A 24,657-nucleotide genomic window follows, 5' to 3' on the forward strand; every position below is an offset into this window, starting at 1 on the left:
TTGTGTGAATTTCAAGTTGAAAGAACTTTTCCTTATGGGATAAGGGTCAAATTAAAACTGGGCCCTAAATTGTGTGGGGGAACAGCCCTTCAATTCTTTAAATTTTCTATTAAAATTTGCAATATTGTTGAAGCCACATTGATCGGAAATCATGGAAATGGCAAGTTCTGGGTTGCTTAAAATAAGCTTACAGGCATTCTCTATCCGTATCTCGATCAAAAATTGGAAAAAAGTCTTGTTCGTTCGCTTTTTAAAATACCGGCAAAAAGCATTTTTGCTCATATTCGCTACATCCGCCACCTCATCAAGGTTAATGGGCTCGTGAAACCTGTCCATGGCATATTTGAACACATCGTTCATCCGTTTCCCTTCATCATCAGAGAACGACTTTCTGTATACAAAGGAAGACAAAGGCTCAGTTTCCGATTGCATTATATGGCTGATAATGATCAAAAGCGTGGCTATCTGCTCCACTTTGTTCTGCGTCTTTAATTTGTTGAACTCTTCAATGATGATTTCTGTATTGGAAATCACTCGCATTCCAAGCTCCGATTTTTTAAAAAACTCTTTGGTTGACGAAAGGTCTGTAATACGAAAGAATTCCTTGCCAAAAGAATTGATGTCAAAAAACAAGGTGTACATAAGGGATTTTGGTGATGCGGAGACATCACTTTTAAAGGCATGGGGCACATACCCTCCAATAACCAAGATATCCCCTTCCCTGTAATCACTGATAGAGTCGCCCACAATCAAGGACCCCGCACCTTTGGCTATATAGCTTATCTGAATTTCCGCATGTTGATGAAGCTGGTCATAAAAAACCCGTTCCCGGTCTACCTGGTAGACCAAGGCTTCATCTTTAGGTTTGGGTATTTTGAACGGGAGAACTTTCATTTTTATACAAATATCATTAAAAAATCGTCCTCAGTCAATAATTTGGGTCAATATAGTATCATAACAAGCTAATAAATAGACCGATTCTTGGCTTGTTGTATTTTATTTTTGTAATCAAAATACTAAGCATTATGATACATTGGGAAGGCGTTATGCCTGCTGTAACAACGAAATTTACAAGTGAGGACGAATTGGACCTTGCCATGTTTGAAAAAAATATTAGGGCTCAAGTGGATGCTGGGGTACACGGAATTATTTTGGGCGGCACTCTGGGTGAAGCAAGTACGCTGGCCAATGAGGAAAAAGAAACCTTGATCAAGGCTGCTTTGGAAATTGTTGGCCATAAGGTTCCAGTAATTATCAATATTGCAGAGCAGAGTACCAAAGAAGCCATAGCCGTGGCACAAAATGCAGAAAAATTGGGTGCTAAAGGACTTATGGTGTTGCCTCCCATGAGGTATAAGGCAACCGATCATGAAACAGTAGTGTATTTTAAGGCCATAGCAAACAGCACTTCGCTTCCCATAATGATCTATAACAACCCGGTGGATTATAAAATTGAGGTAACTTTGGACATGATGGAGGAGTTGTTGGAATGTGACAATATTCAGGCCATTAAGGAATCCACAAGAGACATCACCAATGTCATCCGATTAAAGAACCGCTTCGGTGACCGTTTGAAGGTCTTTACGGGCGTGGACACACTGGGTCTAGAGAGTTTGGTGATAGGAGCGGATGGCTGGGTAGCCGGGTTGGTCTGTGCCTATCCAGCGGAGACCGTCGCCATCTATGAATTGGTAAAAGCGGGCAAAATCAACGAAGCCCTGGATATATACCGTTGGTTTATGCCCCTGCTGGAGTTGGACATAAGCCCGCAGTTGGTGCAGAACATCAAATTGGCCGAAGTGGCCACAGAAATCGGGACCGAACATGTCAGGGCACCAAGATTGCCCTTGCAGGGTAAAGAAAGGGAGCGGGTGATCAAGGTTATCGACGATGCCATGAAAAACAGACCGGTACTCCCGGAATATAAAAACCTAAAAAGTGAAGTATGATTACAGGAAAAAACTGTATAGCAGGAGATTTTAGCGCAAAGGGAAATGTTGTTTTCAAAACGACCAATCCCAAATTGAACATTGAAAACCCAACAGCTTTTGTGGAAGCCACAAAAGAAGAAATCGAGGAAGCCGTTTCCTCGGCATGGAGTGCCTTTAAAATTTTTCGAAATGTGCCCGGCAAACAAAGGGCCGCATTTTTGAATGCCATAGCCGATGAGATTTTGGCCTTGGACCAAGAGTTGGTGGATATGTACGTTACAGAGTCAGGCCTTCCCGAAGGAAGGGCAAAGGGAGAAAGGGGACGTACCATGGGCCAATTGAGGTCCTTTGCCGAATTGGTCTCCAACGATCATTGGAGGGAAAACACCTTTGATGCAGCCCAGCCGGACCGAAAACCATTGCCAAAGGACGATTTGAGAAAAACAATGATTCCCTTGGGGCCAGTGGCCGTATTCGGAGCCAGTAACTTTCCATTGGCCTATTCCACGGCAGGAGGTGACACAGCAAGTGCTTTGGCCGCAGGTTGTCCGGTAATTGTCAAATCGCACCCCATGCATGCAGGTACATCCGAATTGGTGGCCTCTGCCATTGTAAGGGCTGCAGGGAAAACCGGAATGCCAAAAGGAGTGTTCTCCAGTATCAATGGAGGTATTCAGGCAGGGGTTGATTTGGTGAACCATCCCAAGATAAAAGCGGTCGGTTTTACGGGAAGCATCACAGGAGGAAGAGCACTGTTTGACCTAGCGGCAAAAAGGGAAGAACCTATTCCCGTATTTGCGGAAATGGGAAGCATCAACCCGGTTATCATAACTCCAAGTGCCATAGCCAAAAGGGGGAGTGAAATAGCAAAGACCTATGCAGGATCCATTACCTTGGGAACAGGTCAATTCTGTACCAATCCTGGACTTTTATTGACGATAAAGGATGAAAACACCCAAGATTTTGTCAATGAATTGGCAAAAGAGACCATTGCTTTGGATCCACAGTGTATGTTGCACCCCAATATTAAAAGCGGGTATGAGAAAAAGGGTGGCGATGTAACTTCGCAATTGGGAGTTGAGGTCGTAGGCAAAGTTGAAGGAGACTTGGAGCCCAATTATGCAGCCTCAGTAGTGGCAACGGTTTCTGGAACAGAATTTTTGGCCAACCCCAAATTGCACCAAGAAGTTTTTGGACCCTTTTCCATGGTGGTCCAATGCAAGGACGAAGCAGCGCTTTTGCAGATTATAGAAGGACTGGAAGGACAGCTCACCGGGACCCTCATTGCGGAAGAAAATGATTCCCTTGATTTAGTGGAAATCGTGGACGCCCTTGAGAATCGAGTGGGTAGAATCATCTACAATGGAGTTCCCACAGGAGTGGAAGTTTGTCCGTCCATGCAGCACGGCGGTCCATATCCGGCATCTACGGATTCCCGTTTTACTGCCGTGGGTACACACGCCATTAAAAGATGGGTAAGGCCTGTAAGCTATCAGTCTTTTCCCAAAAATCTGTTGCCCGACCATTTAAAGGGATAAGGTGAACAGGCAATGATCTATTAAAATAAATGAGTCAGTTTTAAAGACAACGAGTGGCAAGAAAAACTTTTTTTTGTGTTGATGCCCATACCTGCGGGAATCCGGTAAGGGTTGTGGCAGGGGGCGGCCCCAATTTGATAGGGGCCAACATGAGTGAAAAGAGACAGCATTTCCTAAAGGAATTTGACTGGATTAGAAAAGGGTTAATGTTTGAGCCTCGGGGACATGATATGATGAGTGGGAGCATTTTGCTCCCACCTCATGAACCCGAAAATGATTTTGCCATTCTCTTTATCGAGACCTCTGGTTGTTTGCCCATGTGCGGACACGGGACTATCGGAACCATTACCGTGGCCATGGAAGAAGGCTTGATTGTACCCAAAACACCGGGAAAAATTAGGATGGAAGCTCCAGCAGGGTTGGTGGAAATTGAATACAAACAAACCGGAAAGAAAGTGGATTGGGTCCGTTTGGTCAATGTAAAATCCTATTTGGCCGCCGAAAATTTGACGGTGGAATGCCCGGAACTGGGTGAAATCACTTTTGATGTTGCCTACGGAGGAAACTATTATGCCATTGTAGATCCGCAGGAAAACTTTAAGGGCGTGCATAATTTTTCAGCAGGGCAGATCATCCATTATTCCCAAGTGGTGAGGAGGAGGATCAATGAAAAATACCCAGATATGTTTATCCACCCCGAAAACAGCACCATCAGGGATGTCAGCCACATGCTCTGGACAGGAGATCCCATCGACCCGAACTCGTCAGGGAGGAACGCCGTTTTTTATGGAGACAAGGCCATAGACCGTTCCCCATGCGGTACGGGAACCTCTGCAAGAATGGCGCAATTGTATGCCAAGGGCAAACTGAAGATAGGTGAACCTTTCATCCATGAGAGCTTTATTGGCAGCAAATTCATTGGCAGGGTGGAAAAGGAAACCACACTGGCGGACAAACAAGCCATAGTGCCCAGCATTCAAGGGTGGGCCCAGATAACGGGCTACAACAACATCATTATAGATGATGACGACCCTTATGCACACGGGTTCCAGGTTTTATAAACGATTTTCCAAAATGAAGAAAGTGATTGTTGTAGGGGGAGGAATCTCCGGCCTTTGTAGTGCCTATTATTTGGTAAAGGAAGGATATGGAGTGACACTATTGGACCAAACCGATATGACCAATGGCGCCTCATTTATCAATGCAGGATACATCACCCCAAGCCATTTTATTCCATTGGCCGCACCGGGAATCATTACCCAAGGCCTTAAATGGATGCTCAACAGTTCCAGTCCTTTGTATATAAAGCCCAGATGGGATATGGAATTCTTTAAATGGGCCCTGCTTTTTAAAAAATCGGCGACCACCTCCAAGGTCAAAAAAGCCATTCCGGTACTCAAGGAACTCAACCTGAAGAGCAGGGGTTTGTACGAAGAGCTATTGGCTTCCCACGATTTTGATTTTCATTATGAAAGGAAAGGTGTGCTGATGGCCTATTGCTCTGACAAAGCCGAACATGAAGAACGTAAGGTAGCCGAACAGGCCATAAGGGAAGGGCTGGAGGCGTCCATACTTTCCAAGGAAAAGCTGCAAGAAATCCAGCCCGTTTTTTCCGATAAGGTAAAGGGAGCCGTACATTACCAATGTGATGCCCACATGACCCCCAACCATTTTATGCAACAGCTAAAGGTTTGGCTACTGTCCCAAGGTGTGGAGTTTAAGTTCAACCAAAAGGTTGGGGGTTTTACCGTTAAGGGGGAAAAAATAGTCTCCTTGAAAACGCAAGACTCCATTTTTGAGGCCGATGAATTTGTTTTGGCCAGTGGAAGCTGGACTTCAAAACTGGTTTCATCCATTGGTTTGGATATTCCCATTCAAGGTGGAAAGGGATATAGCACGGATGTGCATAGGCCTACGGATATTACGTTGCCCACCATTTTGGTAGATGCCAGAATGGCCATAACCCCTATGGATGGTTTTACCCGTTTTGCGGGAACCATGGAGTTTTCCGGTAACAACAATATCATCAAAAAAGAAAGGGTGGAAGCCTTGGCCAAGGCTGTCAAGACCCACTATCGGGATGTTGAAATACAGCCAGACGAATTGAACAGGGCAACATCCGGGCTCAGGCCTGTGTCCCCAGATGGGTTGCCCTACATTGGCAAAACCTCAAAATACCAAAATTTGACCATTGCCGCCGGTCATGCCATGATGGGGTGGAGCTTGGGACCTGTAACCGGAAAGTTGGTGGCACAAGAAATAGCCAAGGCAAAAACCATGGTAAACCTTGCATCTCTTTCACCGGACAGGTTCAAATAACCAAATCCGCAATATCCAGACTACATTACTGTAAACTTGCATCTTTTTGTGCTTAAAGTGGTGTTAAGGGTAATATAGTATAAGTATATGATAATTTGGATTGGCGTACAACGGGAGATTATCTCTAGTTTTAGACTTATTTAAACTATGGAATCTTTTGTCAAAAAAATAAGTGTATTTTTTATACTTGTAACGGTAAGCACATCATTTGCCCAAGGAACTTTAGCGGAATATAAAAAGGCGATAGCGTTGGATTCCCTGTTCCGGGACAAGGTCACCAACTCGCCCTCGACTTTTCATTGGCTTGAAAATAACCTGTTATGGTATGTGAACAATACTGCTGAGGGAAAAGAGTACCTGTGGGTCGATCCTGCAAAAAAAACGCAAGCAAAATGTTTTGATCATGAGGTCTTGGCCAAATTGCTTTCTGAAGAATTTGATACGGATGTCGATCCAAAGAACATGGGGATTAGTGGGTTGGAGTTCGATACGGACCTGAAAGGGTTGAAATTCATTTTTGACAAGGCAAGGGTTTCCTACCGTCCCAATGCCAATAAACTGACGGTAATTGAAGCGAGTGTTGAGGATGGAAGCAGGGACAGAGGCTATTGGGGCAGTAGGTTTGATGAGAAAAACAATCCGCCCGTGGTTTCCCCGGATTCCACTATGAGCGCATTCATCAAAAACAACAACTTATACATTAAGGACAACAAGACCAAAAAGGAAACCCAGTTGAGCTATGATGGCGCTCCCGGGTTTTTCTATTCCACTTATATCAAATGGTCCCCCGACGGCAAAAAAATCATGGCCTACAAGGTGCGCCCTGGTGACGACCGTAAAATTTACTTTGTGGAATCCAGCCCAGAGGACCAATTTCAGCCCAAGTTGCAATCCAGGGATTATTTGAAGCCAGGGGATGAACTTCCCTTCAAAAGCCCACAACTATTTTTGGTAGATGCCCAAAAACATATCCCGATTCCAACGGACGAATTCAACCATCAATTTGGACTGAACAATATGGATTGGAGGGAGGACAGCCGCGCATTTACCTTCGAATATAACCAAAGGGGGCACCAAGCGTACAAAGTGATCGAGGTAAATGCCATCACTGGAAAGGTGAAGGTGTTGGTGAATGAGACCAGCAAGACCTTCATCGATTACAGCAGTAAAAAATACCGATACGATGTTGCCGACGGCAAGGAAATTATATGGACTTCCGAGCGGGACGGCTGGAACCACATATATCTTTATGACGGGGCGAGCGGACAGGTGAAAAAGCAGCTCACCAAAGGTGAATGGGTAGTGCGCAAGGTCATTCATGTGGATGGGAAAAACAGGGAAGTGTATTTCACCGCGAGTGGACTGGACAAGGATCAGGATCCATACTTTCAGCACTACTTCAAAGTTGGTTTTGATGGAAAGAACCTCACTCGGTTCACCAAGGAAAATGGGAACCACGAGGTCACGTTTTCCGAGGATTATACATATTATGTAGATCAATACTCCCGGGTCGATGCACCACCTATCACCCTTTTGAAATCATCAAAAAACGGCAAGGCCATCATGCAGTTGCAAAAGGCCGACCATTCCGCTTTGCTGAAAGAAGGATGGGTCACCCCCGAAGTGTTTACGGCAAAGGGCCGGGACGGCGTAACCGATATCTGGGGCATTATCATCCGGCCGACCTCTTTCGACCCCAACAAGACATACCCGGTCATTGAATATATTTACGCTGGACCCCATAGTTCCTTTGTGCCCAAGGATTTCAGGGCCTACAACTGGTCCATGTCCTCCTTGGCCGAATTGGGTTTCATTGTGGTTCAGATAGATGGGATGGGCACTTCCAACCGTTCCAAGGCTTTTCATGACGTATGTTGGCAGAATTTAAAGGATGGTGGTTTTCCCGATCGGAAGATATGGATCAAGGAAGCGGCCAAAAAGTATCCCTATATGGATGCTGAAAGGGTTAGGATTTTTGGTACATCCGCTGGTGGACAGAACGCGGCGGCAGCCTTGGTCTTCAATTCGGATTTTTATGATGTAGCGGTCTCCTCATGTGGGTGCCACGACAACAGGATGGACAAGATCTGGTGGAACGAACAGTTCATGGGCTACCCCATAGGCCCCCATTACGCAGCCAGTTCCAATGTGGAGAATGCGGCCCAAATGGGCGGTAACCTCATGCTTATTTTGGGCGAGGTGGACGACAACGTAGATCCGGCCAGCACCATGCAGTTTGCCCATGCCTTGATCAAAGCCAACAAAGATTTTGAATTGATCACCATTCCCGGGATGGGACATTCTTCCGGTGGGGAATTTGGGGAACGGAAACGCAAGGACTTTTTTGTAAAACACTTGATGGGTGTCGATCCCCCTTCTTGGGAAGAAATCTACGAATGGAAAAATTGAAAACACATAGAACCAAAGGTTAGTATAAATATAGGAGTAAAGATTTATTATGGAGTTACGTAAGTTGTTCGCTGGTACGATATTGTTTTTTTCCGCTTGGTCTACAAGTTTTGTACAAGCGCAGAGCGGCAATCAGATTTTGGACGGAATTGGTGAGACCGCAATGATTGCCCGGTACATTTTTGATGGCGATGCCAAGGATTGGTCACGAAACAATTTGCATGGAAGGATTCACGGCCCCAATGTCAGTTTTACCGAGGATGAAAAGTTCGGTAAGGTACTTGTTTTGCCGGGGGATGGCGAATCTTACGTTTCAGTCCCCGGTGAATCCTTGGAAGGGGAAGAATCCCTGAGCATCACTGCTTGGGTCAATTTTAAATCCTTGGAACCCGGACAACGACTTTTTGATTTTGGAAAGGATGACAGGACACATCTTTTTGTGGCACCATCGGGCATTGGGGAAAATGAAGCATTTCAGTCGGTCATCATCAAAGACGACAAGAAAGCATATGAAGCACTTTCACCAGGTTCAAAAATAGAAACTGGCAAGTGGGTACATCTTGCCCTGGTTCTGGACATTCCCTCAAAATCCATGACCACCTATATCAACGGGAAGCAAGTAGGGAAAGCAGGGAATATGGAAATGGAGCTGGGACAATTGTTCACCCATGAAAACCAACTCTACATTGGAAAGGCGATAGCATCGGGAGACACTTTCGTCAATGCCAAGATACATGATTTTAGATTGTACCGGACTCCCTTGAGCGAAAAACAGATTGCCAGGATCCACTACATTGCCCTTCGCGGGGGCGATGGTTTGGCACAAAGGGAAAAACCAGAGAACGACCTACCAAAGTTCCCCCCAAATACCCCCCAACTGTACAATGAATATCTAACAGGAGTGTCCGATGTAGCGGTTGAAACCAAAGTGGGCTTTTTGCCAAGATTGCCCCGCCATGTTAAAGGTACGTACCGCAATGGGATCGAAGGTCCAAAAGTAAGGGTGCTTTGGCCAGCCCCGAGCGACAATTCCGATGTTTCAAAACCCGGAAGCTATGTGATTACCGGTAGGGTTTCCGGAACGGATCTTCAACCCAAGGCCCGGGTTACGGTAAAAACAAGCAAGGAATCGGATACGCCAAGCCTCAAATTGGGTGTTTTCGGCTTGGACCAAGTGTCACTCAACGCCGATGCACACGGCCAGCAAACAAAATTTATTGAAAATCGTGACAAGTTTATAAATACCTTGGCGCAGACCGATCCGGATTCCTTCCTCTATATGTTCCGCAATGCCTTTGGACAACAACAGCCCGAAGGAGCAAAACCATTGGGTGTTTGGGACAGTCAGGAAACCAAATTGCGGGGACACGCCACGGGACACTATCTAACGGCCATTGCACAGGCTTACGCCAGCACCGGTTATGATAAGGAATTGCAGGCCAACTTTGCGGACAAGATGGACTATATGGTGGAAGTGCTCTATGAGCTGTCGCAGATGTCGGGCCAGCCTGCCAAAGCTGGGGGAGAGCATGTCGCCGACCCAACGGCGGTCCCTCCAGGTCCGGGTAAATCGACCTACGATTCCGACTTGAGCGAAAATGGCATCCGAACAGATTATTGGAACTGGGGCGAAGGATTTATCAGTGCCTATCCTCCCGATCAGTTCATCATGTTGGAAAATGGGGCCACCTATGGCACCCAGCCAACACAGGTTTGGGCACCTTACTACACTTTGCACAAAATATTGGCGGGCTTGATGGACATTTATGAGGTCAGTGGCAACAAAAAGGCGCTTGACATTGCCAAGGGAATGGGCGATTGGGTTTATGCCCGATTGAACCAGTTGCCCACAGAGACCCTGATCAGTATGTGGAACAGGTACATTGCAGGGGAGTTTGGCGGAATGAACGAAGCCATGGCCCGCTTGGACAGGACCACCGATGAACCCCGCTACCTCAAAGTGGCCCAATTGTTTGACAACATCAAAATGTTTTTTGGTGATGCGGAACATTCCCACGGATTGGCCAAAAACGTGGACTCCTTCCGTGGATTGCACGCCAACCAGCACATTCCCCAAATTGTGGGGGCCTTGGAAATCTACCGCGATTCGGAATCCCCAGAGTATTACTATGTGGCCGACAATTTCTGGTACAAGGCCAAAAATGATTATATGTACAGCATTGGTGGGGTTGCCGGGGCAAGAAACCCCACGAACGCCGAATGTTTTATCGCCCAGCCGGCCTCATTGTACGAAAATGGGTTTTCATCCGGGGGGCAAAATGAAACCTGCGCCACATATAATATGCTCAAGCTCACCAAAAACCTGTTTCTTTTTGACCAGCGTACCGAGTTGATGGACTATTACGAACGTGGGTTGTACAACCATATCCTGGCCTCTGTGGCCGAGGACAGCCCGGCCAATACCTATCACGTGCCCTTGAGACCGGGTTCCGTGAAAAGATTTGGGAACCCTCAGATGACCGGGTTCACCTGTTGCAACGGTACCGCTTTGGAGAGCAGCACCAAGCTCCAGAATTCCATTTATTTCAAAAGCAGGGACAACAGTACACTTTTTGTCAATCTCTTCGTTCCATCAACCTTGGAATGGACCGAGAAGAATATTACTGTTGAGCAAAAAACCGCTTTCCCAAAAGAGGACAATACCCAATTGACCATAAAGGGCAAAGGAAAATTTGATCTCAACATCCGAGTGCCACAGTGGGCGACCAAAGGTTTTTATGTAAAAGTGAACGGTAAGGAAGAAAAAGTCCAAGCCAGGCCAGGCACATATCTTACCCTGAGCCGCAAGTGGAAAAATGGTGATAAAATCGACATAAAAATGCCGTTCCAGTTCCATTTGGATCCGGTGATGGACCAACAAAACATAGCAAGTCTTTTTTATGGCCCCATTTTGTTGGTGGCCCAAGAAACAGAACCACGAAATGAATGGCGTAAAGTGACTTTGGATGCCGAGGATATAGGAAAAACCATAAAAGGTGACCCCAAGGCACTTGAATTTATCATTGACGGTGTGGTTTATAAGCCGTTTTATGAAACCTACGGGCGCCACTCGGTTTATTTGGATGTCACCCTGGAGTAGATCCATTTTATCAATGAAACCAATACAATGAAAAACCAATCGCTACCTTTAGGTAGAAACGGACAAAAACTAAACACGAACAATATGGGTTTTAAAAAAATAGGAATCATTGCAGCGGTCATGGTCGGCTCCCTCGCAACAGCGCAGACCAGCCAATTGGCCGACCTCGTCACCGAGTTCGAAGCCGACAACTGGGCCTTGGACCGAACCTACATCGTTGACGAATCCGACGAGTACTATCAGCGCTTCTCCAAATTCTATTCCGACTGGCAAAAGAAAATGGCCAGTATAGATTTTGGTTCTTTATCCCAACAGGGGAAGGTGGATTATGTTCTTTTGAAGAACTTGGTGACCAAGGGGGAGTATTTTTTGAACCAAGATTACAATGCCTTCAAGGAAGTTGATGAAGTAGGCCATTTTGCCAAGGATATCCTTCCGTTCATCCAAGAACGACGCAGGGGCAAAAAACCGGATGCCAAAAATTTGGCACAGTTATTTCAAAATGCCACCAGAACCATTGATTCGGAAATGGAATCCTGGAAATCAAAACCATTCAAGGATTGGCAAACTGCGGACAAAGCCTCGACCGTTGTACTTTCATTGCAAAGGGGATTGGAGGAAGCATACAACTTTTATTACGGCTACGACCCCGATTTTACTTGGTGGGTGGAAGAACCCTATAAAAAACTCAACGAAAAGTTGACCGCTTATGCGGATTTCCTCAAAGAAAATTACGCGCAGGGCAGTGTCAAGGACGATGGAAGCGGTATCATTGGCAAGCCCATTGGAGAGGAAGCACTCAATGAAAGCCTTGCCATGGCATTCATTCCCTACACGCCGGCCGAACTTATAAAAACTGCCGAAGAACAATTTGAGTGGTGCAAAAATGAAATGATAAAGGCATCCCGTGAATTGGGATATGGCGATGATTGGAAAAAAGCCTTGGAACATGTGAAGAATACCTACGTTCCGGCCGGGGAGCAGCCACAGGCCATCATGGACCTGTATTCACATTCCGTGGATTTTATAGAAGAGAGGGATTTGATCACCTTGCCGGATTTGGCCAAGGAAACCTGGGGCATGAAAATGATGAGCCCCGAAAGACAGAAGGTCAATCCGTTCTTTTTGGGCGGTAGGGACATCATCATTTCCTATCCGACCATGGAAATGGACCATGATGACAAGTTGATGAGCATGCGCGGAAACAATCCCAACTTTTCGTTTCCCACGGTGCAGCACGAATTGTTGCCCGGACACAATCTACAATATTTCATGACCAGCCGCCACAAGAGTTACCGAAGGGCTTTTTCCACCCCTTTTTGGACAGAGGGATGGGCCCTTTATTGGGAAATTAACCTATGGAACAAGGATTTTCCGCAAACACCCGAGCAAAAACTCGGAATGCTGTTCTGGAGGATCCACAGGTGTGCACGGATCATTTTCTCGCTCAAATTCCACTTGGGCGAAATGACCCCACAGGAGTGTATCGACCTTTTGGTGGATGAAGTGGGCCACGAGTATGCCAATGCCGAAGCAGAGGTGCGGCGTTCGTTTACGACCAATTATCCACCACTGTACCAATTGGCCTATATGATGGGTGGCCTCCAATTTTACGCGCTCCGAAATGAAATGTTGGAAAAGGGTTGGACAGAAAAACAATTTCACGATCGGGTGATGCAAGAAGGAAGAATGCCAGTGGAGCTCCTTCGCAGTCTTTTGCAGGACCTACCGCTCAACAAAAACTATAAAACCAAGTGGAAGTTCTCCACAGCGTTCCAATAGGAACCTACAGATTATTTTAAGGATAGGGAGGTGTCAATAGACACTTCCCCCAAAAACCAAACTAGCACTAAAATGAAGCATATAAAGTATTGGATGGTCTCGGCATTTTGTTTTGCCACCATATCAACCCTAAAAGCACAAGAAACCTATTGGAGCAGGGTCGAGAAAAGGGAATCTACCTTGGGCATTGCCGATATCTATCAAAAATTCAATACACCCGAATTCCGGTTAAAATTGGTGCGGGCCTCGCAAACGGTTGCTGCACTCAATCCAAACAGCGAGCCTTACTTTGATTTTACCCCCGGGGAACGGCTCGAAATCAGGGATAAGGACAGTCTCTATCACCTTGGCGACATCAACCTTCGGATAAAGGATGCCAACGGTATTTGGAAAAATTATTCCACCGCTACCAGCCGTGCAGCCGTAAAGCCTTTGGAGGTTAGTGGAAATATCCTTGCCGGTGCCGATTTGGCCAACACCTTGCCCGGTGACATTCCGGTATCGGTGAAACGCTATTATGAATTGGACAATGAACAATTGGTGATGCGTTTTGAGATCACCAATAAGCAAAATGTCCCTGTGGAAATCGGAGCCTTGGGCGTTCCCATGATCTTCAATAACATCCTGGAGGGGAAATCATTGACCGAGACCCATGCCCAAAATGTGTTTTTTGATCCTTACATTGGAAAAGATGCGGGGTATCTGGAAGTGAAAAGATTGAGCGGAAGAGGCCCGGCACTATTGGTGTTGCCCAAAGAGAACATGGCCTTTGAGGCGTACAGGCCTTTGTTGGACGACCCCACCCCTAAAAGCATTGTTTTTGAAGGTTTTCACGAGTGGATGGCCCACAGTAAGGCCTACGCAGAGAAAGAATGGAAAGATGTGGAGCAGTGGAACGAGCCTACATCGCTCACCCTCCGGCCCAAGGCAACCAAAAGCTTTTCCTTGAAATTTGTGCTTTCTGAAGGAATCAAAAATATTCAGGAGACTTTAGTGGAAGAAGAGCGTCCCGTAGTGGTCGGGGTGCCCGGTTATGTGTTGCCCCAAGATGTGGAGGGCCAGTTGTTCATTGATTACACAAGTGAAGTGGCTTCTTTGGGGATTGAACCTAAAGGTTCCTTGGAAATCAAAGAGGATGGCAAGACCCCATCAGGAAAGAAAAAATACAGTGTCCAAGGTAAAAAATGGGGCAGGGCAAGGCTTACCATAACCTATGCTGATGGCGTGGAGCAGACCATCAATTACAAAACCATCAAACCGGAAACAGAGGTCATCAAGGATTTCGGACATTTTTTGACCACGGAACAGTGGTTCGATGATCCCAACGACCCTTTTGGACGTAATCCATCGGCCATCAGTTATGACTATGAAAAGAAAGAACAGGTGGCACAGGATGGAAGGGTCTGGATCAGTGGATTGAGCGATGAGGGTGGTGCGGGCAGTTGGTTGGCCGCCGTTATGAAGCAGTTGGTGCAGCCCGACAAGGAAGAGATTCAAAAATTACAAGCCTTTGTGGATGAAACCCTATGGGGGGGTATCCAGTACAATGAGGGGCCCCTAAAGTATGGAGTGAAGAAAAGTGTGTTCTATTACGAACCCGACTCTTTGCCGAAAGGAACGTACAGCGACAAGATCAACTACAATACATGGGCTGCTTGGGACCATAAGCATGCCAATGATCCCGGAAGATCGTACAATTATCCGCACGTGGCAGCGGCCTATTGGACAATGTATCGTTTGTCCCGTTATCATGAGGGACTGGTGGACAACCGTCCTTGGGATTGGTATTTGGAAAATGCCTACCACACCAGTGTTGCCATGGTAGAGAAAGCTCCCTACTATGCCCAGTTTGGGCAGATGGAAGGATCCGTATTCCTCTTGATTCTGGAAGATCTGAAAAACGAAGGGCTTACGGGGATGGCCACCGATTTGGAAAAACGGATGAAGGAAAGGGCGGACCACTGGAAGGCCTTGGATTATCCCTTTGGCAGTGAGATGCCCTGGGATTCCACAGGACAGGAAGAAGTGTATATGTGGTCCGATTACTTTGGGTATGACCGAAAGGCGATGGTTACCCTGAATGCCATTTTGGCCTATATGCCCACTATGCCGCATTGGGGCTATAACGGCAATGCCAGAAGGTATTGGGACTTTTTGTATGGAGGAAAGGCGGGGGAAACATCGCGTGTCGAACGACAGATCCATCATTATGGGTCATCGTTGAATGCCATTCCCGTACTGAGCCACTTCCGAAAGAAGCCTGACGATCTGTATCTGTTGAAAGTGGGTTACGGAGGCCTTTTGGGCGGAATTTCCAACATCACTCAAGATGGCTTTGGCCCGGCAGCGTTCCATTCATACCCATCAACCCTTAAAATTGATGGCATTTCCGGGGATTATGGTTCCGGTTTCTATGGATATGCCGTGAACACTTCTTCCTACCTTGTCAAGGATGAGGATATGGGATGGTTGGCCTTTGGCGGCAATCTGTCCCAAAAAGGGGATGAGGTGGAAATGGAATTGACCACGGCAGCAAAGTCCAAGGTCTTCATTGCGCCTAAAAAGTTATGGTTGACCTTGGATGCAGGTTCGTTTAAAAAGGTGGCCTATAACGACAGTACTGGTGAGGTGATCTTGACCTTGAATGGAAAAACAGCGCATACTCCCTACGCTTATTTACGCGTGGATGGAAGCGATGTTGAACTTTCATACAAGAAAGTAAGGGGAGCATACCAAATTGAACTGGGCAAAAAAGAAATCGAGGTAAAACTATAAAAACCAAAGAAATCAAATCCGGGGAATTGAATGAAGAGTAGGGTGCTGAACATATTGTTGTTGATTTTGGCATGGGGGACCATTTCCGGTCAGCAACGTATGGGACCACTTTCCATGGAAGATATCAACCCGATTCTTCCCGGATATTTTGCCGACCCTACCATCAAAAGGTTTGGAGATATCTACTACATCTACGCCACTACCGACAATGAAATGTTGGCCTCCGGGGTGCCTACGGTTTGGTATAGCAAGGATTTTGGGCATTGGTACAACTATACCATGGAAGTTCCCTCGCTGGAATCCATCAACCTTAGGAATTTCTGGGCGCCGGATATCATTGAAGGGGATGATGGTAGATATTACCTCTATTTTGGCAATTGTCAGGCGGGGTGCAATATCTATGGATATGTGTCCGACACCCCCGTTGGCCCTTGGGAAAAATTGAACAAGGATGATACCCCGGTAATCGCCCACAACTATCCCAGAAAAGGATTTCCGTCCCTCGATGCCCAATTCTTTAAGGATGATGATGGACGAATTTATGCCTTTTGGGGCACTTGGGTGCACTACAATGGCGGATATGCCGTAGGCGAATTGGACAGTGGAAACATGTCAAAGGTCAGCAATGCAAAGAACATTCCTTTGGAGGAGACCCCAAAACCTTTTGAAGCCGCCTATATGATGAAGAAAGGGAGCAAATACATTTTGATGTATTCCGGTGGCTCCTGCCATGATGAAACCTACAACGTCAGATATTCCTATTCCGACAGCCCCTACGGACCCTTTACCCCAGGTGCTAACAATCCAATTCTTGGTACCAATGGGGAAGGAACTGTTCACGGGCCCGGACATCATTCGGTTTTGGAAGAAGATGGACGCTACTATATCGTTTATCATAAGCACGATTACCCCATGACAAGGGGAGGTCTCTCTCGTCAAGTTACTATGGATGAAATGGTTTTTGAAAACGATTCCACCATAAGAAAGGTAGTTCCGGGAAGCAAGGACCTTCAACATTTTGTAAAATCCAATGCTGCGAAGAACCTGGCGCTTGGAGCTAAGGCAACCGCCTCTTCCTTTTACCATTTACAATCGCTCCGATACGATTATCGGTACAGGCCATCTTTTGCCACGGACGACCACAATGCGACCATGTGGAAAGCTGGCAACAATTCATTTCCGCAGCATTTGACCTTGGATCTGGGAAAAGTGTCCCCAATACAAAGGGTGATGACCCAATTTGAGTTTGCCGGATACTACTATCAATACAAATTGGAATATTCCTTGGATGGGAAAAATTGGGAGGTTTTCGCAGACCGTTCTAAAAATAGGATTGCAGGGAGTCCCATGATCGATGACAGGGATGTCAAGGCCCGTTATTTGAAACTTACCGTGTTGGACGTTGAAAAGACGGGTCTGTACGCAGCGGTCTGGAACATCAAGGTGTTCGGTTCCTTGTTTGAGGCTCCGTTGGATTTGCAAAGCAAACCATCAAAAGAAGGACCTGGGGCCAAAAGTTTGAATAGGAAATTGGTAGCTATTGATGCAAATGATTTACCTATCCAACATGACCTTGCCAGTCTGCCCAATAGGGGAAACATCGGGGGGAATTTTGAGAAGGAAGGCGAAGTGACCGTTGAAGAGGATGCGGAAGGGACAAGGGCATTGAACTTCACCAAGGGGGCACTTGTTTTGGACAGCCCGGTTCCAAAAAGTCTGGAATGGAACGGTTCCTTTACCGTGGCCACATGGGTCAAAAACCCTCAAATAGCCAAAGAAGACGAGTGTTTGGTGTCTTGGTGCGACAGGTTTAGGTTCAATCTGGCCAATTCCTACAATGCTTTGCATTTTAACAGTGGACATTATGGGGCAGCCGCACATTTGGATGGCCATTTTGATATGGAATATAATAATCTTCCATCAGCCGATCAATGGCACCATATAGTGCTGACCTTTGATGGAGTAGTGGAAAATATATATGTGGATGGGAAATTGGACAATTCCCAAGTCATGTCCCTTGCCTCGCAAATCGATGCTGCCAAAATAAGGATAGGTGCCTCGGATGTGGGCGAGAACTATTCTGGCTATATGGCATCCATACAGATGTATGATTATGCGCTGACCGAAAGTGAAATCAAAAAGCTGATGGAGGAAACAAGACCGTCAGACGGTAAAAAGTAACCGAACAGCTTTTGACAATGGTCACAGTTTGAAACTGAATCCGTCTTCCTCGACCTTTTTCTCGTACTTCTCTTTATCAAAAACATACAGATAGGCACCCTTACGCGAGACGGTCATATCCTTTTCGTCCAATTTCACCAATACGTCCAAAGAATTGATCTTATTGATGAAGTTGCGCTTATCCAGTTTTTTGTCCAAAATGGATTCGTACAGGTTTTGAAGCTGTCGCATGGTGAACTTTTCAGGGAGCAGTTCAAAACCGATGGGCATGGTCATGGCCCTGCGCTGTAATCTTGAAATGGCCTTCCGGATCATTTCATTATGGTCAAAAATGAGCTCGGGAGCTTCATCAAGGTCGAACCAACGGGCAGAATCGATTTGAATCCCGTCAAACTGGTGGGAATCCACATCGATCAGGGCAAAATATGCCACCGATATGGTGCGTTGGCCGGGATCTCGGTCCACTTTACTGTAGGTGTAGAGCTGTTCCATGTAAATATCGCTCAATCCGGTGAGGGTGTTCAGCACCCGTGTCGCAGCTTGGTCGAGATTTTCATTTTTTTTCAAGAACCCACCGATTAGGGACCATTTTCCCTTTTCAGGTTCAAAATTTCGTTTGATCAGCAAAATTTTCAGGTTGGTTTTGTCGAAACCAAAAATAATGCAGTCCACGGCCAAAAGTACTTGGTCTTCTTTTTGATAGAAATTGAGTTGTGTGTTGATGTCCTTGGACAATTTCGCTTCTTTGGGTATTTCCATGGGCTCTAAATTCTTAAAACTAACTTTTTTTGACAAATATCCAGTACGGAAATGGCCCCAAAATCACTTTTGGTCCCTTCAAAATTCACAATAATGAATAATTGCTTGATACCTGTGGATATTTAAGGTCCATAAAATCAGTTGAATGTATTTTAAGTTTTAATTGTGTAAATTAAACACATAAAAATTGTAATTTAATTTGTTTTAACGCAAAAACTTTTGCTATATTTATAAATGTATAAACAACACTTAAAGAAATGGCCTTCAATAGTTGATCAAAGCGACTTGTTTGGGTTGGTTTAGGTTTAGTGATATATGGTTATGGCCATGGTAGGTTCGTGGTCATTTTTTGACTTTTTGTAATCCGTAATTTAGTTTTTTATGAAATATTTTGCCTTACTTTTCAGCTTGATCTTCTCAATGCAGTTGTCCGCACAACAATCCGTTGTGGTCCAAATAACAGAAGAATCCGGTTCGCCGCAAATTAGTAAACACATCTATGGCCATTTTGCCGAACATCTGGGACGTTGTATTTATGAGGGGCTTTATGTTGGGGAGGAAAACAAAATCATTCCCAATACCGATGGAGTCCGAAATGATATTATCGAGGCCCTCAAGGAACTCAATATCCCTAATTTAAGGTGGCCAGGAGGTTGTTTTGCGGATACCTACCACTGGAAAGATGGGGTAGGGCCCAAAGAAGATAGACCTACCATCGTGAACCGATGGTGGGGCGGAACCACAGAGGACAACAGTTTTGGGACCCATAACTTTTTGAACCTTTGTGAAGAATTGGGTGCGGAACCCTACCTCTCTGCCAATGTGGGCAGTGGCACTGTACAGGAGTTGATAGACTGGGTACAGTACACCAACCATGACGGGATCAGTCCCATGGCCGATTGGCGCCGTGAAAATGGCAGGGAAGAGCCGTGGAAAGTAAAATATTGGGGGGTTGGCAACGAAACCTGGGGCTGTGGTGGCAACATGACAGCGGAATACTACGCGGATATCTACAGACAATATGCCACTTTCATGCCCGGTTGGTCTGGTGAGACGGAAGTATATAGGATTGCATCAGGTGCATCGGAAGACGATTATCACTGGACGGAAACCCTTATGAAAAATGTGCCTCATGAATTAATGGAAGCCGTGGCCCTTCACGATTACGCAGTGATTGATTGGTCCAACAAAGGGCCATCTGTCAATTTCGACGATGAGATCTACTTCAAGTCGATGGAGCAGGCGCTGAAAATGGAAGAGTACGTCACCAAGCACATCGAGATCATGGACAAGTACGATCCCGAAGGGAAAGTGGACCTTTTTGTGGACGAGTGGGGAGGCTGGTACGATGCCGAGCCCGAAGTAAAAAACGGAGTGCTTTACCAACAGAACACCATCCGTGATGTAATGATCGCAGGAACCGTGCTCAATACGTTCAATAACCACGCCCGAAGGGTGAAAATGGCCAATCTGGCCCAAATGGTCAATGTGCTACAGGCCGTGATCCTTACTGACGAGGAGAAAATGATCAAAACTCCCACTTACCATGTCATGCACATGTACAAAGTGCACCAAGATGCGCAGTTGTTGCCATCCAAAATTGATAAAAATAAAATGTTCAGGGGACTTCCGGCCCTATCTGTATCCGCGTCAAGGGATCAAGCGGGGAAGATCCATATCTCCTTGGTGAACATAGACCCTGAAAACAATATGCCCGTAGAACTGGATATTTCCGGTCTGGACATCAAAAACATCAATGGACAGGTTTTGACATCGGATAGGTTGCAGGACTATAATTCCTTTGATGATCCCGAAAAAGTGACCCCAAAGGAATTCAAAGGAGCCAAATTGAAAAAAGGGAAAATCTCGCTTGTCGTTCCCGCACACTCGCTTATTGTTTTACAAGGAAAATAGCACCAAATGAAAAAAGCATTATTGGCAATGACCAGTTTTCTGGTGTTGACCACATCATGTAAGGAGCAGCAAGATAAACAACAAGAGAGCAAGGAGAAGGCCCATGTGGCATCTGGGTATCCCATTGAGCCCATAAATATCAGAAATGTAAAAGTGCACGACGATTTTTGGCTGCCCATCATCCAAAGAGTACAGGAAAAAACCATCGAATATGCCATAGAAAAGTGTAGGGAAGAGGGACGGTTCGATAATTTTTTGATTGCCGGCGGAGAGATGGAAGGCTCGGTTAAAGGGGCCATGCCCTTTGATGATACGGATGTGTATAAGATTATAGAGGGAGCCTCCAATTCGCTGATCAGCGCACCCAACCCCGAACTGGAAAAATTGCTGGATTCCTTGGTGTCCATCATAAAAGTGGGGCAGGAAACGGACGGATATCTTACTACCTGGCGGACCATAGATCCCGCAAAGCCCCCGGCAAGTTGGGTAAAAGTGGACAGGGGCGAACGTTGGGAATCTTTGGACATGAGCCACGAACTCTATAATGCAGGACATTTGTTCGAAGCTGCCGTGGTGCATTACAAGGCCACTGGGAAGCGGAACTTTCTGGACATTGCCATCAAAAATGCGGACCTGATGGTGCGGACTTTTGGTGAGGGGGAAGGTAAAGTTGCTGCTGTGCCGGGACACCAGATCATTGAAACAGGTTTGATAAAACTCTATCAAACTACTGGAAAGAAGGACTATTTTGATTTGGCCAAATACTTTCTGGACCATAGAGGAAAACCGGAACACCACGAACTTTTTGGTGATTATTCCCAGGATCATGTGCCCGTGACAGACCAAGATGAAGTGGTGGGGCATGCCGTAAGGGCAGTATATATGTACGCCGGTATGACGGACATAGCAGCCATAGAAAAGGATACGGCCTACCTGAAGGCTGTGAACGCCCTTTGGGAGAATATGGTGAACAAAAAAATGTACATCACTGGTGGGATCGGGGCCAAACACGAAGGGGAGGCTTTTGGTGAGAACTACGAATTGCCCAACCTGACGGCCTACAATGAAACCTGTGCCGCCATTGGCGATGTCTATTGGAACCACAGATTGCACAACCTGACAGGGGATGTAAAATATTTTGATGTGATTGAACGGACCCTCTACAATGGGTTGATCTCTGGACTCTCTTTGGACGGACAAAAATTCTTTTATCCCAATGCCTTGGAATCCGATGGGGTATACAAATTCAATCAAGGGGCCTGCACCCGAAAGGACTGGTTCGATTGTTCCTGTTGCCCCACCAACGTCATACGATTCCTTCCCGCAATGCCCGGTCTGATCTATTCCAAAACGGACGATACGGTTTTTGTGAACCTATACGCAGCGAACGATGCCACGGTCGATCTTAAAGCCCAAACCGTAAAACTATCACAGGAAACCTCATACCCTTGGAACGGAAAGGTAAAACTCTCCATCGACCCAAAAGAGGAAAAAGGAAACTTTGCCATGAAACTCAGGATTCCCGGCTGGGCTAGGAACGAGGTATTGCCCGGGAACCTCTACCAATATGGCACAACCACAACTGAAACAAACAAGATAAGCCTGAACGGCGAAGAACTCGATGTTCAAGCCGAGGATGGCTATTTCACCATTTCAAGGGAGTGGACAAAGGGGGATGTGTTAGAACTGGAATTTCCAATGTCTGTTCGAAAAGTAATCGCCAATCCAAAAGTAGAGGAAGATAAAGGGAAAATGTCACTTGAATATGGCCCCATTGTTTATGCGGTAGAAGAAATCGATAACAAAGGCAAGTTTGATGATATCCAACTATCTGCAAACGAAGAATTCAAGGTGGAGATGCAGCCCGATTTATTGAAAGGGGTCAATACGATATCAAACGAAAAATTGACCGCCATACCCTATTATGCTTGGTCCAATAGGGGAATCGGGAAAATGAAGGTATGGTTGCCCGCTAAGGCAGAAGGCAATACGGATTGGGATTAATTTGAATAATGGATAAAAAAAGCATTTGTTCTTGATACATTTTTCGGACATTTTTTTAAAAGATCGAGCAAAAAAAACTGGAACTGAAGTGTTTTTATGTTCAAAACCGTCAATTTGAGTGGTTTTTCAAAACAGCGTTTTGAAGAATTGTACCGAAAATAGGTTTTGGGCTTAAAAGCTATTGATGTTGATATATTAAAGAACACATATTTATACATAAATACAACACTCGGCATTGAAAAATGCCCTATGAAGACTGACCAACATAATGAAAGCATACGTAATAGGACTAGACTACGGCTCCGACTCGGTACGGGCGGTGATGATCGATGCTCAAAATGGGGCGGAACTGGCATCGGAAGTATTTTGGTATCCCAGATGGAGGGCACAGAAATATTGCAAGCCGGAAATCAACCAATTCCGGCAGCACCCCCTGGACCATATCGAAGGATTGGAACACACCATAACCACTGTGGTACAACAGAGTGGCGTGGCCCCGGAAACCGTAAAGGGAATCTGTATCGATACCACAGGCTCTTCGCCCATGCCAGTGACCGAAGGTGGTGTGGCATTGGCCATGGTGCCGGGCTTTGAGGAAAATCCGAATGCCATGATGGTACTTTGGAAGGACCATACAGCGGTTAAGGAAGCCAATGAGATCAACGAATTGGCAAGAGGTTGGGGCGGTGTGGATTTCACCAAGTATGAAGGCGGAATCTATTCTTCGGAATGGTTCTGGGCCAAAATACTCCATGTGGCCAGGGAAGACAAGGATGTAATCGATGCCACGCACACGTGGATGGAGCATTGCGACTTTATCACCTATCTCTTGGCGGATGAAAAGGATTTGAAAAAATTCAAGCGTAGTAGATGCGCAGCAGGCCACAAGGCCATGTGGCACGAAAGCTGGGGCGGACTGCCCGATGCGGCATTTTTATCAAAACTGGACCCCTATTTGGCCTCACTTCGTGATGATTTGTACGAAGAAACATTTACATCCAACGAAATAGCAGGAAATCTAAATAAAGAATGGGCGGGCAAATTGGGCCTAACCACCGATACAGTGATTGCCGTAGGTACTTTTGATGCCCATGCAGGGGCAGTTGGTGCCAAAGTGGACCATCACGCACTTGTAAGGGTCATGGGTACATCCACCTGTGATATTATGGTGTCCTCCAATGAAGCCATTGGCGACAAGACCGTCAAAGGTATTTGTGGTCAGGTTGATGGCTCCGTAATCCCTGGCATGGTCGGTCTCGAAGCCGGGCAATCTGCCTTTGGAGATGTGCTGGCCTGGTTCAAAAGCGTGTTGCAATGGCCCATTGATAACCTGGTTTTGAACTCCAAAGTGCTTTCCGAAAAACAAAAGGCAGAACTTAAAGCTGAGATCGAATCCAAATTTATTCGCAGCTTGGCAGAACAGGCCGAAAGTATCCCTCTGTCGGAAGTGGTCCCGATAGCCTTGGATTGGGTAAATGGAAGAAGAACGCCAGACGCCAATCAAGAATTGAAAAGTGCCATTTCGGGAATATCACTGGGAACCAAAGCCCCCCATATTTTCAAGGCCTTGGTCAATGCCATTTGCTTTGGTTCCAAAATGATCGTGGACCGGTTTGAAGATGAAGGGGTGAAAATCGATACCGTAATCGGAATCGGTGGGGTGGCGAGGAAGTCGCCATTCATTATGCAGACCCTGGCCAATGTGCTCAACATGCCCATAAAAGTGGCAGAATCGGACCAAGCCCCAGCTTTGGGTGCAGCTATTTATGCTGCGGTGGCATCAGGAATCCATAAAAATGTGATCGAGGCCAGCAAAGTAATGGGAAGTGACTTTGAAGCAGAATATTCTCCACAGTCCTCCCAAGTGGAAGTGTACGCCAAATTATTGGAAGACTACAAACAACTTGGAAGTTTTGTGGAACAGCAAACCAACAAAAACAAATAA

At 46.0% G+C, this 24,657-nt stretch carries 14 protein-coding genes; 12 read left to right on the forward strand and 2 right to left on the reverse strand.

Annotation, left to right across the window (positions count from 1 at the left end):
* Positions 1-51: 51 nt before the first annotated feature.
* Entirely contained in the window at positions 52-894 is an 843-nt protein-coding gene (locus tag AC13CC_RS08295) for an AraC family transcriptional regulator (RefSeq protein WP_326278185.1), read from the reverse strand.
* 131 nt (positions 895-1,025) lie between these two features.
* On the opposite strand from AC13CC_RS08295, the gene AC13CC_RS08300 reads away from it, so the two are divergent.
* The 9 genes from AC13CC_RS08300 to AC13CC_RS08340 all read left to right on the forward strand — a co-directional run bounded on the left by AC13CC_RS08300 (position 1,026) and on the right by AC13CC_RS08340 (position 18,035).
* Positions 1,026-1,949 carry a dihydrodipicolinate synthase family protein gene (locus AC13CC_RS08300; protein ID WP_326278184.1) on the forward strand — a complete coding sequence of 308 codons (924 nt, stop codon included), beginning with the start codon at positions 1,026-1,028 and terminating at the stop codon, positions 1,947-1,949.
* Complete coding sequence (locus AC13CC_RS08305; RefSeq protein WP_482876126.1) at positions 1,946-3,469, forward strand: aldehyde dehydrogenase (NADP(+)); 1,524 nt, start codon at positions 1,946-1,948, stop codon at positions 3,467-3,469. Before AC13CC_RS08300 ends, AC13CC_RS08305 begins: the two co-directional genes overlap by 4 nt.
* A 53-nt stretch (positions 3,470-3,522) precedes the next feature.
* Positions 3,523-4,530, forward strand: coding sequence for a 4-hydroxyproline epimerase (locus AC13CC_RS08310; RefSeq protein WP_482876125.1), 1,008 nt, complete (start codon positions 3,523-3,525; stop codon positions 4,528-4,530).
* A 13-nt stretch (positions 4,531-4,543) separates the two neighbouring features.
* Positions 4,544-5,788, forward strand: a complete 1,245-nt coding sequence (locus tag AC13CC_RS08315) for an NAD(P)/FAD-dependent oxidoreductase (RefSeq protein WP_482876123.1) — start codon at positions 4,544-4,546, stop codon at positions 5,786-5,788.
* A gap of 147 nt (positions 5,789-5,935) precedes the next feature.
* On the forward strand, positions 5,936-8,197 hold the full coding sequence (locus AC13CC_RS08320; RefSeq protein ID WP_482876122.1) for a S9 family peptidase: 2,262 nt from the start codon (positions 5,936-5,938) through the stop codon (positions 8,195-8,197).
* 49 nt (positions 8,198-8,246) lie between these two features.
* The gene (locus AC13CC_RS08325) at positions 8,247-11,297 is read left to right on the forward strand and encodes a beta-L-arabinofuranosidase domain-containing protein (protein ID WP_482876121.1); all 3,051 of its coding nucleotides are present in this window, start codon (positions 8,247-8,249) and stop codon (positions 11,295-11,297) included.
* A 27-nt stretch (positions 11,298-11,324) separates the two neighbouring features.
* On the forward strand, positions 11,325-13,079 hold the full coding sequence (locus AC13CC_RS08330; protein WP_326278176.1) for a DUF885 family protein: 1,755 nt from the start codon (positions 11,325-11,327) through the stop codon (positions 13,077-13,079).
* 72 nt (positions 13,080-13,151) lie between these two features.
* Positions 13,152-15,854, forward strand: a complete 2,703-nt coding sequence (locus AC13CC_RS08335; protein WP_482876120.1) for a DUF5695 domain-containing protein — start codon at positions 13,152-13,154, stop codon at positions 15,852-15,854.
* 30 nt (positions 15,855-15,884) lie between these two features.
* Complete coding sequence (locus AC13CC_RS08340; protein WP_482876118.1) at positions 15,885-18,035, forward strand: family 43 glycosylhydrolase; 2,151 nt, start codon at positions 15,885-15,887, stop codon at positions 18,033-18,035.
* Between the two features lie 21 nt (positions 18,036-18,056).
* Here the strand turns inward: AC13CC_RS08340 and AC13CC_RS08345 are convergent, their stop codons facing one another.
* Entirely contained in the window at positions 18,057-18,794 is a 738-nt protein-coding gene (locus tag AC13CC_RS08345) for an NUDIX hydrolase (protein ID WP_326278173.1), read from the reverse strand.
* A 381-nt stretch (positions 18,795-19,175) separates the two neighbouring features.
* Between AC13CC_RS08345 and AC13CC_RS08350 the strand changes: the two genes are divergently transcribed.
* The 3 genes from AC13CC_RS08350 (at position 19,176) to AC13CC_RS08360 (ending at position 24,657) form a co-directional block, all read left to right on the forward strand.
* On the forward strand, positions 19,176-20,708 hold the full coding sequence (locus tag AC13CC_RS08350) for an alpha-N-arabinofuranosidase (protein ID WP_482876117.1): 1,533 nt from the start codon (positions 19,176-19,178) through the stop codon (positions 20,706-20,708).
* A 6-nt stretch (positions 20,709-20,714) separates the two neighbouring features.
* A complete protein-coding gene (locus tag AC13CC_RS08355) occupies positions 20,715-22,712 on the forward strand; it encodes a glycoside hydrolase family 127 protein (RefSeq protein WP_482876116.1) in 1,998 nt (665 codons plus the stop codon).
* 268 nt (positions 22,713-22,980) lie between these two features.
* Positions 22,981-24,657: a ribulokinase gene (locus AC13CC_RS08360; RefSeq protein WP_482876115.1), complete on the forward strand. Its 1,677-nt coding sequence runs from the start codon at positions 22,981-22,983 to the stop codon at positions 24,655-24,657.

The sequence above is a fragment of the Flagellimonas sp. L-11 genome, from assembly GCF_056857735.1.

Excerpts from the sequence above, each read along its gene's own strand:
- AC13CC_RS08295 (WP_326278185.1), bottom strand. The coding sequence starts at position 894 with ATGAAAGTTCTCCCGTTCAAAATACCCAAACCTAAAGATGAAGCCTTG.
- AC13CC_RS08300 (WP_326278184.1), top strand. The coding sequence starts at position 1,026 with ATGATACATTGGGAAGGCGTTATGCCTGCTGTAACAACGAAATTTACA.
- AC13CC_RS08305 (WP_482876126.1), top strand. The coding sequence starts at position 1,946 with ATGATTACAGGAAAAAACTGTATAGCAGGAGATTTTAGCGCAAAGGGA.
- AC13CC_RS08315 (WP_482876123.1), top strand. The coding sequence starts at position 4,544 with ATGAAGAAAGTGATTGTTGTAGGGGGAGGAATCTCCGGCCTTTGTAGT.
- AC13CC_RS08320 (WP_482876122.1), top strand. The coding sequence starts at position 5,936 with ATGGAATCTTTTGTCAAAAAAATAAGTGTATTTTTTATACTTGTAACG.
- AC13CC_RS08325 (WP_482876121.1), top strand. The coding sequence starts at position 8,247 with ATGGAGTTACGTAAGTTGTTCGCTGGTACGATATTGTTTTTTTCCGCT.
- AC13CC_RS08330 (WP_326278176.1), top strand. The coding sequence starts at position 11,325 with ATGAAAAACCAATCGCTACCTTTAGGTAGAAACGGACAAAAACTAAAC.
- AC13CC_RS08335 (WP_482876120.1), top strand. The coding sequence starts at position 13,152 with ATGAAGCATATAAAGTATTGGATGGTCTCGGCATTTTGTTTTGCCACC.
- AC13CC_RS08340 (WP_482876118.1), top strand. The coding sequence starts at position 15,885 with ATGAAGAGTAGGGTGCTGAACATATTGTTGTTGATTTTGGCATGGGGG.
- AC13CC_RS08345 (WP_326278173.1), bottom strand. The coding sequence starts at position 18,794 with ATGGAAATACCCAAAGAAGCGAAATTGTCCAAGGACATCAACACACAA.
- AC13CC_RS08350 (WP_482876117.1), top strand. The coding sequence starts at position 19,176 with ATGAAATATTTTGCCTTACTTTTCAGCTTGATCTTCTCAATGCAGTTG.
- AC13CC_RS08355 (WP_482876116.1), top strand. The coding sequence starts at position 20,715 with ATGAAAAAAGCATTATTGGCAATGACCAGTTTTCTGGTGTTGACCACA.
- AC13CC_RS08360 (WP_482876115.1), top strand. The coding sequence starts at position 22,981 with ATGAAAGCATACGTAATAGGACTAGACTACGGCTCCGACTCGGTACGG.